The sequence below is a fragment of the Chryseobacterium sp. FW101-FHT12H09 genome (assembly GCF_058790395.1).
Genome location: NZ_JBYTCP010000005.1, coordinates 513325 through 530304, shown reverse-complemented (window position 1 = coordinate 530304; position 16980 = coordinate 513325). Strand labels below are relative to the sequence as shown.

The window sequence follows — 16980 nt, the reverse complement described above, 5'->3', positions numbered from 1 at the left end:
AATTATGAAAGAAAAAATTTATATCATCATTATGGCTTGTATGGGGATGATCCTACAGGCTCAAACAGGAAATGTAGGTATTAAAACTACAACTCCTACTGAAACACTGGATGTTAATGGTAATTCTCTTACGAATTCTTTATATATGAGAAATCCAGGCGAACCAACCACAACAGGAGGACACTTTTTAGCGACTTCTCAAAACTCATTACAGATATACGATCCGAATTTGGAAACCAGTGGATTATTCAATTATATCAAATTATCACTTACTGGGGTTTCTGCTTCTGGAATTACAGATTACGATACCAAAATAAATGCAAATGACTTTTTGGTAACTGTACATAATTACTCTTTTAAATTAAATGACGGGAGTACGAGTGTCGCTCTTGATTATGGAGATAACGGAATTGATGATAATGCACAAGGATCTCCTAATGTAATTGCATTTAAAAGTAACGGGACATGGCATTTAAAAGCAGGATTTACAAATAGTAAATTAATTGCCTTTACTTCGGCCAGACCATCAAGAGTGTACAACGACTTTACAGTGGAATTTTATCTGATGGTATATAAGCGATTGATCACCAAGCAGAATATAAATGACATCAATACTGATCTTGGTGGTAAAGATGGATCTACGGAGACGATTAATAAACCGTCTGGGTTTTAAATAAAAAGATAAACCATATAAAAAGCCATATACCAATAATAGGATATGGCTTTTTTTCTTTTATAGCAAAATTTATCGGGAAGGTTGAGTACACTTGTTTGTAAAAAATATTAAAAACTTTCTAAAAATCAATCAATTCCATTTGCTATTTCAAAAATATTTTATAATTTTGCAGTCCGAAAAGTAGGTTTACTATATGTGAGTGCGGTAACCTGCTGAATAATAAATGCTTCCAAACTCATTAATTATTCAATTAAAAAAAAAGAAAATGGCTAAAAAAGTCTTTAAAATGGTAAAGCTTCAGGTGAAGGGAGGGGCTGCAAACCCGTCTCCACCAGTAGGTCCTGCATTAGGTTCTGCCGGTGTAAACATCATGGAGTTTTGTAAACAATTTAACGGAAGAACTCAGGATAAGCCTGGTCAAGTTTTGCCAGTAGTAATTACTGTATACGAAGACAAATCTTTTGAATTCGTAATTAAAACTCCTCCAGCTGCAATTCAGTTAATGGATGCTGCAAAAATTAAAGGAGGTTCCGGAGAACCAAACAGAAACAAAGTAGGTTCTGTATCTTGGGATCAAGTAAAGAAAATCGCAGAAGATAAAATGGTAGACCTTAACTGTTTTACATTGGACTCTGCTCTTTCTATGGTTGCAGGTACTGCTAGATCTATGGGATTGAGAGTAACAGGAACTAAACCAGCTAACGCTTAAAACTTAGAGAAATGGCAAAATTAACAAAAAAGCAAAAGGAAGCTTTAAGCAAAGTAGAAAAAGGAAGAGTATATAATCTTGAAGAAGGTTCAGCTCTTGTAAAAGAAGTGAACACTGCAAAATTTGATGCTTCTGTAGATATCGCTGTTAGATTGGGTGTAGATCCAAGAAAAGCAAACCAAATGGTAAGAGGTGTAGTATCTCTTCCTCATGGAACTGGTAAAGATGTTAAAGTATTAGCTCTTGTAACTCCAGATAAAGAAGCTGAAGCTAAAGAAGCTGGTGCTGATTATGTAGGTCTTGACGAATATTTACAAAAAATAAAAGATGGTTGGACTGATGTTGACGTTATCGTTACTATGCCAGCTGTTATGGGTAAATTAGGACCTTTAGGTAGAATATTAGGACCAAGAGGTTTGATGCCTAACCCTAAATCAGGAACAGTAACTATGGAAATAGGAAAAGCTGTAACTGAAGTGAAATCAGGTAAAATTGATTTCAAAGTAGATAAATATGGTATTATCCATGCAGGTATTGGTAAAGTATCTTTTGATGCTGCTCAATTAAGAGAAAATGCTCAGGAATTAATCCAGACATTGGTTAAAATGAAACCAACTGCTGCTAAAGGAACTTATGTGAAGAGTATTTATTTATCTTCTACAATGAGCCCGGGTATTGCAATTGATACTAAATCTGTTAACTAATATAAATCCTTAAGACAATGACAAAAGACCAAAAAGTTGTAGCAATACAAGAGATCAAAGACTTGCTTCAGGATGCAAAAGTAGTATACGTAGCAGATCTAGATGGGTTGAACGCTGCTAAGTCTTCAGAATTCAGAAGACAGGCTTTCAAACAAAACATCAAAGTAAAAGTGGTAAAAAACACACTTTTACAAAAAGCAATGGAGCAGATTGAAGGAGTAGATTACTCTGAAATGTTCCAGACTTTTAAAGGGAATACTGCATTAATGGTTGGAGAAACTGCAAACGGTCCAGCAAAATTAATCCAGGGATTCAGAAAGAAAGAAGATAAGCCGGCTTTAAAATCTGCTTACCTTCAGGAAACTTTCTATGTTGGAGACGAAAACTTAACTGCACTTGCTAACATCAAGTCTAGAGAAGAAATGATTGGTGAAATCATCGGATTACTTCAATCTCCAATTCAAAGAGTTGTTTCTGCTCTTCAAAACAAACCTGAAACAGTAGAAGCGAAAGCTGAAGAAGTAGCTGCTGCACCTGCTGTTGAAGAAACTCCTGCTGAAGCAGCTCCAGAAGCTCCTGCAGCAGAAAGCACGGAAGAAACTCCAAGTGCTGAATAATTAGACTCAAAAAATTAAATAAAATAATCAACAAAAAACATTACAACAATGTCAGATTTAAAAAATTTAGCTGAAACGCTAGTAAACTTAACAGTAAAAGACGTAAATGAATTAGCTACTATCCTTAAGGATGAGTACGGAATTGAGCCAGCTGCTGCTGCTGTAGTAGTTGCTGCAGGTGGTGGAGAAGCTGCTGAAGAAAAGACTGAATTCGATGTAATTCTTAAGGCTGCAGGTGCATCTAAATTAGCTATCGTTAAATTGGTAAAAGATTTAACTGGTGCTGGTCTTAAAGAAGCTAAAGATATCGTAGATGGAGCTCCTGCTGCAATCAAAACTGGTATCTCTAAAGACGAAGCTGAAGCTCTTAAGAAGCAACTTGAAGAAGCTGGTGCTGAAGTAGAAGTAAAATAATTCAGTTTATCTTACAAATATAAGCCCGGACATTTGTTCGGGCTTTTTTTTATTGATTCTTTTTAGATATATTTCCAGTATTAATTTTAAGTTTGAGAATGCTTTTAGCAGCATCGTTAAAGGTTTTATTAAAATTAATTCACATTCTGGAAATCATTAATACATTTTACGTTAATACATTACATAATAAATCTTGTGAATGTGGATAACTTTTTGTACCTTTGCTCCTCTTTTGGCGCTAATAATTGTTTGTAAATCTATAAAATATTATAAATCAACTCTTTCATAATGATGAAGGGGATTTTATGTTTATAGGTGTTACGAAATTTCTGCCTCAAAAGTATTAAGAATATTTTGCATTACGCTGTGAAAAGATATACCAGTGTTGCAGTTAGGAATCAGATTCTTAGAATAAAGAAAAAAGAATAAAGACTATTTCTAATAGCGCCAAACATTTGAAGTCTTTTATCTTTTCTCTATTTTCTTTCTTCTGTTCCTGATATTTTTTTATAAATCAAAATATTTTTTAACCCTTCTTAAAAGTTTTATGAGTAAAACAACAGTAACAACTAGGGGAAATCAGAGAATTAATTTCTCATCAGCGAAAGGAAAAATTATTACTCCTGACTTCTTGGATATCCAATTAGAGTCTTTTAAAGAGTTTTTCCAGCTTGATACCCTTCCTGAAGACAGGAAAAAAGAAGGTCTGCATAAGACTTTCCAGGAAAATTTCCCAATTACAGATTCAAGAAACCAATTCGTATTGGAATTCTTAGATTATCTGGTAGATTCTCCACGTTATTCAATCGACGAGTGTGTAGAAAGAGGTTTAACGTATTCCGTTCCTCTTAAAGCAAGACTTAAGTTGTATTGTACAGACCCTGAGCACGAGGATTTCCAAACAGTAGTTCAGGACGTATATTTAGGTCCGGTTCCTTATATGACACCTAGTGGTTCTTTCATCATCAATGGTGCTGAGAGAGTTATCGTTACGCAGTTACACCGTTCACCTGGTGTATTCTTCGGGCAAACTTACCACGCAAACGGAACTAAACTTTACTATTCAAGAATTATCCCTTTCAAAGGATCTTGGATGGAATTTACTACGGATATCAATAGCGTAATGTATGCGTATATTGACCGTAAGAAGAAGTTACCATTAACTACTTTATTAAGAGCTATCGGATTTGAATCTGATAAAGATATCCTTCAGATCTTCGACCTTGCGGAAGAAGTGAAAGTTTCTAAAGCTGCTCTTAAAAAAGTGGAGGGAAGAACATTAGCTGCGAGAGTATTGAACACTTGGTTCGAAGATTTCGTAGATGAAGACACTGGTGAGGTTGTTTCTATCGAAAGAAATGAAATTATCCTGGATAGAGAAACTGTTCTTGAAAAAGAGCATTTAGATCTTATTCTTGATGCTGGTGTGAAATCTATCTTGATCCACAAAGAAAACAGCAATGAATTCTCTATCATCCAGAATACATTACAGAAAGACCCTACTAACTCTGAAAAAGAAGCAGTAGAATATATTTACCGTCAGTTAAGAAATGCAGATCCACCAGATGAGGAAACAGCTAGAGGAATTATTGAAAAATTATTCTTCTCTGAGCAGAGATACTCATTAGGAGAAGTAGGACGTTACAGATTGAACAAAAAATTAGGTCTTAATATTCCTACAACAACTGAAGTTCTTACAAAAGAAGATATTATCGCTATTGTAAGACACTTAATTGAATTGGTAAATTCAAAAGCAGAGGTAGATGATATTGACCACCTTTCTAACAGAAGAATTAAAACTGTTGGAGAGCAGTTAGCAGGACAATTCGGTGTAGGTCTTTCAAGAATTGCCAGAACGATTAAAGAAAGAATGAACGTTAGAGATAACGAGATCTTTACTCCTCTTGATTTGGTGAATGCTAAGACTTTAACATCAGTTATTAACTCATTCTTTGGTACCAACCAGCTTTCTCAGTTCATGGACCAAACCAACCCATTGTCAGAGATCACGCACAAGCGTAGACTTTCTGCCCTAGGACCTGGTGGTTTATCAAGAGAAAGAGCAGGTTTCGAGGTTCGTGACGTTCACCATACTCACTATGGAAGAATTTGTCCGATTGAAACTCCAGAAGGACCAAACATTGGTTTGATCTCTTCTTTAGGTATCTATGCTAAAATTAACAACTTAGGTTTCATCGAAACTCCATATAGAAAAGTAGAGAACAGTAAGATCGATCTTGATGCTGCTCCTATTTATCTGAATGCAGAAGACGAAGAAGATAAAGTTATTGCTCAGGCAAACGTTGAATTGAATGATAATGGTGAATTCTTAACTGAAAGAATTATTGCGAGACTAGATGGAGATTATCCGGTAGTTGAGCCATCTGAAGTTAATCTTATCGATGTTGCACCAAACCAGATCTCTGGTATTTCAGCTTCATTAATTCCATTCTTGGAACATGATGATGCGAACCGTGCATTGATGGGATCAAACATGATGCGTCAGGCAGTTCCTCTATTGAAGCCACAAGCTCCAATCGTGGGTACGGGTCTGGAACAACAAGTTGCGAAAGATTCTAGAATTTTGATCAATGCTGAAGGTAATGGTACTGTAGAGTATGTAGATGCTGATCAAATTACTATTAAATATGAAAGAAGCGATGACGAAGATTTAGTATCATTCGAATCTGCTACGAAAACATATAAACTGACTAAGTTTAGAAAAACCAACCAGAGTACAACTATTACATTGAGACCAAACGTAAGAATTGGTGAAACTGTAGAAAAAGGACAGGTACTTTGTGATGGTTATGCTACTGAAAACGGAGAATTGGCTCTTGGTAGAAACTTAGTGGTTGCGTTCATGCCTTGGAAAGGATATAACTTTGAGGATGCGATCGTAATCAATGAAAAAGTAGTTCGTGAAGACTGGTTTACTTCGATCCACGTGGATGAATATTCTCTTGAAGTTCGTGATACCAAATTAGGTATGGAAGAATTGACAGCAGATATTCCAAACGTTTCAGAAGAAGCAACTAAAGATCTTGATGAAAACGGGATGATCAGAATTGGTGCTGAAGTAAAGCCTGGTGATATTATGATCGGTAAGATCACACCTAAAGGTGAATCTGACCCAACTCCTGAAGAAAAACTTCTTAGAGCGATTTTCGGTGACAAAGCTGGTGATGTAAAAGATGCTTCATTAAAAGCAGATTCTTCATTAAGAGGTGTTGTTATCAACAAGAAATTGTTCTCTAGAAATATTAAAGATAAAAAGAAAAGAACTGAAGAAAAACTTAAACTTGAAGAAATTGAAAACACTTACAAGGCTAAGTTTGATGAGTTGAGAAATACTTTAATTGAAAAATTAAATACACTTGTAAGCGGTAAAACTTCTCAAGGGGTTACTAATGACCTTGACGAGGAAATTATCGGAAAAGGAGTGAAATTTACTCATAAATTATTGACTTCAGTTGAAGATTACGTTAACGTTAGCGGTGCAGATTGGACTGTTGATAATGATAAAAATGAATTGATCAAACAATTAATTCATAATTATAAAATCAAGTTCAACGATATCCAAGGGGTTAAAAACCGTGAGAAATTTGCAATTTCTATCGGAGATGAGCTTCCAGCAGGTATCATGAAGTTAGCTAAGGTTTATATTGCTAAAAAACGTAAACTGAATGTAGGAGATAAAATGGCAGGACGTCACGGTAACAAAGGTATCGTTTCGAGAATCGTTCGTGAAGAAGATATGCCATTCTTAGAAGATGGAACACCAGTAGATATCGTATTGAATCCACTTGGGGTACCTTCTCGTATGAACATCGGACAGATTTATGAAACAGTTCTTGGATGGGCTGGTCAGAAATTAGGAATGACGTTCGCTACACCAATCTTCGATGGAGCAACTCTTGATCAGATTACTGAATATACTGAAAAGGCAAGTCTTCCTAAATTTGGTAACACTCACCTTTATGATGGTGGTACTGGAGAAAGATTTACTCAGCCTGCAACAGTAGGGGTAATCTATATGTTGAAACTAGGACACATGGTAGATGACAAGATGCACGCACGTTCTATTGGTCCTTACTCATTAATTACTCAGCAGCCGTTAGGAGGTAAAGCTCAATTCGGGGGTCAGAGATTTGGAGAGATGGAGGTTTGGGCTCTTGAAGCATTCGGAGCATCAAATATCTTGAGAGAAATCTTGACTGTGAAGTCAGATGACGTGATTGGTAGAGCAAAAACTTATGAAGCAATTGCAAAAGGTGAATCTATGCCTGAACCAGGTATTCCGGAATCATTCAATGTATTACTTCACGAGTTACAAGGACTTGGACTTGATGTAAGACTAGAGGAATAATTTTAAATTTTGAGTGTTGAATTTTGATCAGTTCAGAATTTAAATCCAAAATTTATAATCCAAAATCTAAAATCTAAAAAATGTCAAATAAAAATAAATCAAGTAGATTTAATAAAATAACCATCGGTTTAGCTTCTCCGGAATCCATTCTTCAGGATTCAAGAGGGGAGATCCTAAAACCGGAAACTATTAACTACAGAACGCATAAGCCTGAAAGAGATGGTTTGTTCTGTGAAAAAATCTTTGGTCCAATTAAAGATTACGAATGTGCTTGTGGAAAGTATAAGAGAATTCGTTATAAGGGGATCGTTTGTGACCGTTGTGGGGTTGAAGTTACAGAGAAGAAAGTAAGAAGAGAGAGAATTGGACACATTAATCTTGTTGTTCCTATCGCTCATATCTGGTATTTCCGTTCTTTACCAAACAAAATCGGTTACCTTTTAGGTATTCCTTCTAAAAAATTAGATATGATCATCTACTACGAGAGATACGTAGTAATTCAGCAAGGTATTGCTAAAAAATTAGATGGTTCTGATTTTGATAAAATGGAATTCTTAACAGAAGAAGAGTACCTTGATATCATGGAAACTCTTCCTGTTGAAAATCAATATCTTGATGATTCTGATCCAAACAAATTCATCGCTAAAATGGGTGCTGAAGCTGTAGAAGAATTATTAAAGAGAATTGATCTTGATGCATTGTCTTTCGATTTGAGACACAAAGCTCACAATGAAGGTTCTAAACAAAGAAGAACTGAAGCTCTTAAAAGATTGAACGTTGTAGAAGCATTGAGAGGTGCAAATACTAGAATGATCAACAGACCGGAGTGGATGATCATGCGTGTACTTCCTGTAATACCACCAGAACTGAGACCATTGGTTCCATTGGATGGAGGACGTTTCGCTACTTCTGACTTAAATGACCTTTACAGAAGAGTTATTATCAGAAACAACCGTTTAAAGAGACTATTGGAGATCAAAGCTCCAGAAGTAATCTTAAGAAACGAGAAGCGTATGCTTCAGGAATCAGTAGATTCACTATTCGATAATACAAGAAAATCTTCAGCAGTAAAATCTGAATCAAACAGACCATTGAAATCACTTTCAGATTCATTGAAAGGTAAGCAAGGTCGTTTCCGTCAGAACTTACTAGGGAAAAGGGTAGATTACTCTGCGCGTTCGGTAATTGTTGTAGGTCCAAACCTAAAACTTCACGAATGTGGTATCCCTAAAGATATGGCAGCAGAACTTTACAAACCATTTATCATTAGAAAACTAATTGAAAGAGGGATTGTAAAAACAGTAAAATCTGCGAAGAGAATTATTGATAGAAAAGAACCTGTAGTTTATGATATCCTTGAAAACGTGATGAAAGGCCACCCGGTTCTATTGAACAGGGCACCTACTCTTCACAGATTGGGTATTCAGGCTTTCCAACCTAAGATGATCGAAGGTAAAGCTATTCAACTACACCCGTTGGTAACAACAGCCTTCAATGCCGATTTCGATGGTGACCAGATGGCGGTACACTTACCGTTAGGCCCAGAAGCGATTTTGGAAGCTCAGTTATTGATGTTAGGTTCTCAGAATATTTTGAACCCTGCTAATGGTTCTCCAATTACAGTACCTTCTCAGGACATGGTTCTTGGTCTTTATTTCATGACTAAAGAATTGAGTTCTACAGAAGATATGAAAGTAAAAGGTGAAGGTCTTGCATTCTATTCTCCTGAGGAAGCAGAAATTGCTTATGCAGAAGGTAAAGTTTCTTTAAATGCTAAGGTAAGATGTAGACTACCGGTTAAAGAAGATGGAGAATTAGTAATTAGATTAATTGAAACGACAGTTGGTAGAATTTTGTTCAACCAAATTGTACCTAAACAATCAGGATATATTAATGAACTTCTAACTAAGAAATCATTAAGAAACGTTATCGGTAAAATTCTTGCAGATACTGACTTCCCTACAACAGTGAAGTTCTTGGACGCAATGAAGGATCTTGGATATTCGAACGCATTTAAAGGTGGTCTTTCGTTCTCACTTGGGGATATTGTAGTTCCTGTTGAGAAAAAACAAATGGTCGCTCAGGCAATCGGAACTGTAGATGAAATTAGAGCCAACTATAACATGGGTCTTATTACAGATACAGAACGTTATAACCAGGTAATTGACGTTTGGACAAACACAAATGCTGGATTAACTGAGATGATCATGAGCAGAATGAAAACCGATCAAGGTGGATTCAACTCTGTATATATGATGCTTGATTCTGGTGCGAGGGGGTCTAAAGAACAGATCCGTCAGTTATCAGGGATGAGAGGTTTGATGGCAAAACCGCAGAAAGCCGGTTCTACTGGTGCGGAGATCATCGAAAACCCGATCCTTGCAAACTTTAAGGAAGGTCTTTCGATCTTAGAGTACTTTATCTCTACCCACGGTGCACGTAAGGGTCTTGCGGATACCGCTCTTAAGACTGCCGATGCAGGTTACTTAACAAGAAGATTAGTAGACGTAGCTCAGGATGTTATCGTTACAGAAGTAGATTGTGGTACTTTAAGAGGTACTGAGGTTACTGCCCTGAAGAAAAATGACGAGATCGTTGAGAAGATCTCTGAAAGAATTTTAGGTAGAGTTTCTCTTCATAATATCTATGATCCTGAAACAGATGAGTTAATTGCTGAGGCTGATCAGGTGATCAATGAAGAATTAGCTAAGAGAATTGAAGAAACAGGTTTAGAAGCTGTTGAAGTTCGTTCTCCATTAACTTGTGAAGCTAAGAAAGGTATCTGTGCTAAATGTTACGGTAGAAACTTGGCAACAGGTAAAGTAATTCACATGGGTGAAGCGGTAGGTGTAATTGGTGCACAATCAATTGGTGAACCGGGAACTCAGTTAACATTGAGAACCTTCCACCAAGGGGGTACTGCAGGTAACGTATCAGAAAATCCTTCAATCGTAGCAAGAAGAGATGGTATCGTTGAAATGGATGAAGTAAGAACAATTACTTCTGAAGATGAAAACGGAAACACTGCTGAAGTAGTAGTATCTCGTTCTACGGAATTTAGATTAGTCGCTGATAACGAAACTAAAACACCATTGATGATCGCTAACGTACCTTACGGTTCAGTATTGGCGGTAAAACCTGGTGATAAAGTGAAGAAAGGTGATATTATCTGTAAGTGGGATCCGTATAACGCGGTTATCATTGCTGAAACTTCTGGTAAAGTAGAATACGAAGATATTATTCAGGGTATTTCATTCCAGTTGGAAATTGACGAACAAACAGGATTCGAAGAGAAAGTAATCTCTGAATCTAGAAATAAGAAAGCCGTACCTACCTTGAAGGTGGTAGACTCTAAAGGTGTTGAGCAAAGAGCTTATAACTTACCGGTAGGAGCCCACTTAATGGTAAATGATGGTGAAAAAATTAAGGCTGGTAAAGTCTTGATCAAGATCCCAAGAAAATCTGCAAAAGCAGGGGATATCACCGGAGGTCTTCCAAGAGTAACCGAATTATTCGAAGCAAGAAACCCTTCAAACCCAGCGGTTGTTACAGAAATTGATGGGGTAGTTTCTTATGGAAAAATTAAGAGAGGTAACCGTGAACTTATTGTAGAGGCTAAGACAGGAGAAAGAAAAATTTACTTAGTGAAACTTTCTAATCAGATCTTGGTTCAGGAGAATGACTTCGTAAGAGCTGGTTCTCCGCTTTCTGATGGTTCTATTACTCCAGATGATATCTTAAGAATTAAAGGTCCAACTGCGGTTCAGGAATATCTTGTAAATGAAATTCAGGAAGTTTACCGTCTGCAAGGGGTAAAAATTGATGATAAGCACTTTGAAATTATCGTAAGACAGATGATGACAAAAGTATCTATCGTTGACGGAGGTGATACTCAATTCCTTGAAGGAGCTTTAGAACATAAATACGATTTCTTAGAAGAGAACAACAGAGTATTTGGTCTTAAAGTAGTTGTTGAAGCTGGTGAGTCAAAAGAATTCAGACCAGGTCAGATGATTACAGCAAGAGAACTAAGAGATGAAAACTCTAAACTGAAACGTGAAGATCAAAAACTGGTAGAAGTAAGAGAAGCACTTCCTGCTACAGCAACGCCTGTATTGCAAGGGATCACAAGAGCAGCTCTTCAAACCAAGTCATTCATGTCTGCAGCATCGTTCCAGGAAACCACTAAGGTTCTTAACGAAGCAGCAGTTGCTGGGAAAGTAGATTTCCTTAGCGGTCTTAAAGAAAATGTAATTGTAGGACACAGAATTCCTGCAGGTACAGGTCTTAAAGAGTATCAGAGTGTAATCGTAGGTTCTAAAAAAGAATTCGAAGATATTAACTAAAATGTATATAAAAGTTTCAGGATTCAAGTTTAAATTTTAAATTAGAGGCCTGAAACTTTTTAAACAAAAAAATATTTAAAGAAAACATGGACAATCAAAATCAAAATCCACAAGACGGAAACATCAACATCGAACTGAATGAAATGGTAGCTGCTGGTATCTATGCTAACTTAGCTTTAGTGAACCACTCTCCATCTGAGTTTGTAGTGGATTTCATCCAATTAATGCCAGGTGTTCAACAAGCTAAAGTAAGATCAAGAATCATTCTTGCTCCTCTTCATGCTAAAAGAGTATTATCTGCTCTTCAACAAAACATCGCTAACTACGAGCAACAATTTGGAGAAATCAAAGAAGTTGAGCCTTTCGTTTTAGGAGGTAACAATGTACAAGCATAAGATTTTTCTTAAAATAAATCAGAATGCCTCAATTTATTGAGGCATTTTTTTATTATATCATGTAAGATTAATAATAAAAATTAACCTTAAAAAAATATCTAAAATTCTGATGGGGTACATAAAAATATTATGGTTGTATTTTTGCCTTTTTTTCCCAGTAAGTAAATACTGATCCGATTACATATCATATTTCAGGCTAAAAAGTTCTACTAATATCACGGATTATTTGATATAAAATTGATCTATAAAATAAAGATGGCCGGATTTTTCCGGCCATCTTTTGCTGTTTTATGATTTTTCTATTCTTCAGTATAGAATTTTTAAACAGTTTTTATATTTAAATAGACATTAAAAATTAGTCTTTTAAAAATTTATTGCTATGCTTTCCATCAGCATCTTCTACTGTAAGGATGTAAGTACCTTGCATAAGTTTTGTAACATCTATTGCAGTATCTTCTGAAACAGTACCAGAAGCGACTGGTCTTCCTCCTAAATTAAAGATTTGATATGAAGCTTTCCCTTTGATAGGAGAAACCTTAAGGAAATCTTTTACTGGGTTTGGATATAATTTTAATGTCGTTGATTCCTTGGTTGTAACAGTTTTTGTTTCAATATCATTTTTCATTGCATTTGCTGAAACTGACGCCATTCTGTTAGAAACTGTGCCATCGTTACCGTCTTCTACTCTTGCGCTACATCCATTAAATACTGCCATAATATCACCTCCAGTTATAGTAAGTTGAGTATACGGCATAGTTGATGAAATGATATAAGCAATTGATGAGTTTCTTTCTCTAGTTGCGGATCTTGCAGTTCTCAGGAAATTTCCATTACTGTTCGTGATTAATGAAGAATTACCTGTTATTCCTTTCATTTCTAAAGTTCCACCTCCATTGGTTTGTATTATCGCATCATCAGTTGCTACATCATACCATGATGATTTGAACCCAATATTATTAACCGGTCTGTCAAAAACTAACGTCATACTCCTAATAAAGGTCTTTGTTCTGAATATTTTGCATGGTTCATTCATAATTATTCCACTTTGTGAAGTCCTGGCATATGGATGTGTACAAGGCGCTGTATATGGTCTTGTATATGACGTTATTCTATATACTCTTACCTGCTCTCCCCCGATGGTAAGAATGGTAGGAGCATTAGGGTTCTCGGAGATATCAAAACCGAAATCGCCAGAAGCGCAGTTCGCATTGAAGATCTCGTCCTCTACTCTTACATTAAATGTACAAGATTTATTTCCGATGTTTACAGTGAATGTAGCTGTGCCACTTGATTGAGGTGTTCCTGTAATTTTATAAGTAATAGTACCGGAACCGTTATTTAATAATCCAGCTTGTGCTACTGCGGTTAATCCTGTTACTCCTGTAGAGTTAATAGTCATTTGATTGTAAGTACTTGACACACCTCCTTGATAGCTGATTACCTTAGTTCCGTTAGCGGTGTAGCTGTTTTTTCTGTAAGTACCCGTTAATGCACCAGCACAGTTTAAACTTGTAATACTAGCATAATTATTTACATTTACAGAAAATGTACAAGTTTGATTTCCTATTCTTGCTACAAAATTTGCAGTACCTGCACTAGCGGGAACACCTGAAATTTGGTAAGTAATGCTACCATTACCAGAGTTCAATACTCCGGCAGTAAGTACTGCGGTCAACCCTGTTACTCCAGTAGAATGTACCACTTGCGGAGCATGAGCTTTTCCATTACCAGAGAAATACTGTACTATTTTTGCACCATTGCTATTAGCGCCTACTATAAATGATCCGGTTGCTTCTGATGCAGCACAGTTTAAAGAAAGAACACTTCCGTCAGCATCGGTCACATCTACAGAGAAAGTACAATTTTGTCCACCAAAAGATACTGTGAAATAAGCTTTTCCTGCACTACTTGGAACACCGTAAATTTGAAGTGAAAGTTTTCCCGGAACTGAATTACCGGAGTTCAATGTTCCACTATTCAATACAGCAGTTAATCCGGTTACTCCGGTAGAGATTATTTGTTTCTCTAAATAAGGACGTCCGTTACCTCCTGTATATAGAATATCCTTGCTTCCTGCGCTTGGCATGTTTGCAGAAAAAGTTCCGACAACGGTTGCAGAAGAACAGTCTAAAGAGGCTACCCTTTCGCTGCTTAACGCTTCTTTTACAGTAACCTGGAATTGAACAGGAGTATTATTGATAACGGTCCAGAAGTATGCTGTACCTACGGCAGAGGGAGTTCCACTTATATTGAACGTAATATTCCCCCCAGTTCCGGCATTGGCTACGGCTGTTAATCCTGTTACTCCTTGGGATGCTATACTCATTGCCGAATAAGCTCCCCCAGTGTACGGTACAGCCAGAGTTCCTGTAGAATATACATTAGCGTAATATTCTGAATTAAGAAAATTAACGCTGGAGGATGAGATTCCTGAAGGCATGATGAATCTGCTTGCCGTTAATTTTGATGTTTCCATTTTGTTATCAAAATGGATGTCATTAGCCATTGCCAGCGATTGCGCTGAAGCAGCTAACAAAAAAATGATTTTTTTCATAACTGAAATTTTTAGGTTAAAAAATTGTATAATAATTTAGTCTGTACAGGTGATTTTTCTAAGGTTGCCAACAAAAATGCATGTGAGGGTAATGCTTTATTTCTGTTGAAAGCTGTAGCATATAAACATAGTACACCCATACAATTCATCTATGTTTTTTAATATTTATTTTTCAAGAAGATTCTATTGCCATACTTTATTCAGAATGGTGTAATGTTGACTTGTATCTTATCTATGATCAAATCTGTGAAAAATAGTACAATGAAATAGATCACTTGAATTCTGATCTTTTTAATACTTTTGGTTTAATGATTTTCAATGGGTACCTGGATCGTAGCTGCACATGGTACTGAATTTAAAATGCTTATATTGAAAACAGCATAGCCTTGCTGATTGGCAGTTCCGGTTACTGTGAAATCAAGAGGATTGTTGTTATCAAGTGTTGAAGGAAGAGAGGTGGCAGTTAAGCCTGTAACTCCAGTTGAATTAAATATTTGTCCACCAGCATAGTTTGCACCATTACCATTGATATAGGGGATTCTTAGTTGCCCTGAAGACGTTCCGCCTACAGTAGTATTTCCGAAGAATTGAGCTTCTCCACACTTGAAAGCAAAGTTGTTAGCGGAGGTTACTTGTATTTGGAAATGACACGTTTGTCCTCTCAGGGCTATCGCAAAATTAGCAATACCTTCACCACTTGGTATACCATTGATGCTGAGTGCAATGGTGCCACTGTCATTTGCCATGGTACCTGCAGGTGCTGTAGCAGTAAGGCCGGTAACACCTGTAGATGCAATACTGATGGCTCCGTAAGATTGTCCCTGGCCGGCTGTGTAGTTAATTACTTTGCTTCCCGAGCTGCTAATTCCCGGTTTATAGATTCCTGCAAGAGCTCCATCGCAGGTTAATGTGAAAGCAGGATCTGTGTTTTTGCAATCATCACATAAGCAGTTGGACCAGCCTGATGGTTTAAAAACCCTGACACAGCTGAGAGTAGAATCATACATAATGGTTCCTATTGCTACAGAGCCACCTATTGGGTTGATGAGATTATTAGGATCTGCATTAATAGGCAGTACAAGTCCCATATTATTGGTGGTAGGTTTGTTGATATCAAGTGCTCCCCTTGGAGTGCTGTTTCCTATTCCGATCTGAGCGGACAGATTGCCCATCGATAATGAATAAATTATACAAATTGCTAAATAATAGATTTTTTTTCTCATTGCTTTGTGTTTAAAATTAATTGTTCCTTTATAGTGATAATGGAAATTGACTTTTCCATTTGGCAAGTGTATTTCGGCTTATTCCAAATAATTTAGAGGTCTGTATATTATTGATTTTGTTCACTCTCTGATATTCTATAATTTTTTGGATACTTATCTGATCATAAGAATGAAGTTTCTGATTAAAAGCATGCATTTCTTTGGTCTGATGAGTGAAAATACTTCTGTGTATTTCAATAAATTCAAGAGAAGTTTTTATTTCTTTGGATAATAATGGATTGAGCTCTTTCCTTCTTTCAGGAAATTCTTTTTCAATCAGATCACTATAAATTTTATTGTAATTAGGGTTGTTCATATTTGGTGTTTTTTGATATCCATTTATAGAGTGTGGTTTTAGGGATTCTGTATTCATTTATAATCTGTTGCTTTGTTTTTTGTTGACTGCTGATCAGTTCTAAAATAAAATTGATTATTTCCCGGGTATAAATATTCTTTTTAAAAACTGGCAGTCTGCTTTTTTTATTATTTTCAGTAATGGACAACCCTTGCTTTGAAGGTGGTGAGTAGAGTACTAAATGCTGGGAATACAACCTGAAAAAATCATACTCCAGTAATTTGCTCCATCTCAATAATTGCCGACTGTCTATACTTTCAGATTGATACATTATTTCTACTTCTTCTTCTAAGACATTTAGAAAATTACAGATCCTAGCCATTGGGACTTGAAGCTCTTCAACTTTAATCTTTAGGTATTGACCTATATGGATATGTTTAAAGTTTTGTTGTATAGGGTGATTCATTTATCTTTTGAATAGTGTTTTTTTGTTTTTTTTGCTTTCCTTGTATGTTTTTTGTAAAATTATGTACTTTTGTAAATCAGTTATATGGGATATAAATTAAATTTGAAAATAAATTTATTTTTTATTTAATGTATTTAAAATCAGTATATTACATGAAATAAAATTGAAAAATA

General features: G+C 36.1%; 12 protein-coding genes. 8 read left to right on the top strand and 4 right to left on the bottom strand.

All coding sequences use genetic code 11. The features are described from left to right. Nucleotides 1-4 precede the first annotated feature (4 nt). The 8 genes from AC3WRL_RS21430 to AC3WRL_RS21395 all read left to right on the top strand — a co-directional run bounded on the left by AC3WRL_RS21430 (nt 5) and on the right by AC3WRL_RS21395 (nt 12230). Entirely contained in the window at nt 5-673 is a 669-nt protein-coding gene (locus AC3WRL_RS21430) for a hypothetical protein (protein WP_214827777.1), read from the top strand. 268 nt (nt 674-941) lie between these two features. Beyond that, nucleotides 942-1385 carry a 50S ribosomal protein L11 gene (gene rplK / locus AC3WRL_RS21425; RefSeq protein ID WP_214827780.1) on the top strand — a complete coding sequence of 148 codons (444 nt, stop codon included), beginning with the start codon at nt 942-944 and terminating at the stop codon, nt 1383-1385. An 11-nt stretch (nt 1386-1396) separates the two neighbouring features. Beyond that, nucleotides 1397-2089 (top strand): 50S ribosomal protein L1, encoded by a 693-nt coding sequence (rplA, locus tag AC3WRL_RS21420; RefSeq protein WP_214827784.1) that lies wholly within the window; start codon nt 1397-1399, stop codon nt 2087-2089. 17 nt (nt 2090-2106) lie between these two features. Next, on the top strand, nt 2107-2706 hold the full coding sequence (gene rplJ, locus AC3WRL_RS21415) for a 50S ribosomal protein L10 (RefSeq protein ID WP_214827786.1): 600 nt from the start codon (nt 2107-2109) through the stop codon (nt 2704-2706). Between the two features lie 48 nt (nt 2707-2754). Next, nucleotides 2755-3120, top strand: coding sequence for a 50S ribosomal protein L7/L12 (gene rplL / locus AC3WRL_RS21410; RefSeq protein WP_034710359.1), 366 nt, complete (start codon nt 2755-2757; stop codon nt 3118-3120). A 547-nt stretch (nt 3121-3667) separates the two neighbouring features. Then, nucleotides 3668-7489 (top strand): DNA-directed RNA polymerase subunit beta, encoded by a 3822-nt coding sequence (rpoB, locus tag AC3WRL_RS21405; protein ID WP_214827789.1) that lies wholly within the window; start codon nt 3668-3670, stop codon nt 7487-7489. Between the two features lie 80 nt (nt 7490-7569). Next, nucleotides 7570-11835, top strand: a complete 4266-nt coding sequence (rpoC, locus tag AC3WRL_RS21400) for a DNA-directed RNA polymerase subunit beta' (RefSeq protein ID WP_214827793.1) — start codon at nt 7570-7572, stop codon at nt 11833-11835. Nucleotides 11836-11921: 86 nt separating this feature from the next. Further along, on the top strand, nt 11922-12230 hold the full coding sequence (locus AC3WRL_RS21395) for a DUF3467 domain-containing protein (RefSeq protein ID WP_089027859.1): 309 nt from the start codon (nt 11922-11924) through the stop codon (nt 12228-12230). Between the two features lie 355 nt (nt 12231-12585). Here the strand turns inward: AC3WRL_RS21395 and AC3WRL_RS21390 are convergent, their stop codons facing one another. From AC3WRL_RS21390 to AC3WRL_RS21375, 4 genes are all read right to left on the bottom strand, one after another. Beyond that, nucleotides 12586-14784, bottom strand: coding sequence for a T9SS type A sorting domain-containing protein (locus AC3WRL_RS21390; protein ID WP_492331208.1), 2199 nt, complete (start codon nt 14782-14784; stop codon nt 12586-12588). Nucleotides 14785-15089: 305 nt separating this feature from the next. Beyond that, nucleotides 15090-16007 carry a hypothetical protein gene (locus AC3WRL_RS21385; protein WP_492331207.1) on the bottom strand — a complete coding sequence of 306 codons (918 nt, stop codon included), beginning with the start codon at nt 16005-16007 and terminating at the stop codon, nt 15090-15092. Between the two features lie 28 nt (nt 16008-16035). Continuing rightward, entirely contained in the window at nt 16036-16362 is a 327-nt protein-coding gene (locus AC3WRL_RS21380; protein ID WP_214827806.1) for a helix-turn-helix domain-containing protein, read from the bottom strand. Then, nucleotides 16349-16807, bottom strand: a complete 459-nt coding sequence (locus tag AC3WRL_RS21375) for a transposase (protein WP_214827809.1) — start codon at nt 16805-16807, stop codon at nt 16349-16351. Before AC3WRL_RS21375 ends, AC3WRL_RS21380 begins: the two co-directional genes overlap by 14 nt. Between the last annotated feature and the right edge of the window lie 173 nt (nt 16808-16980).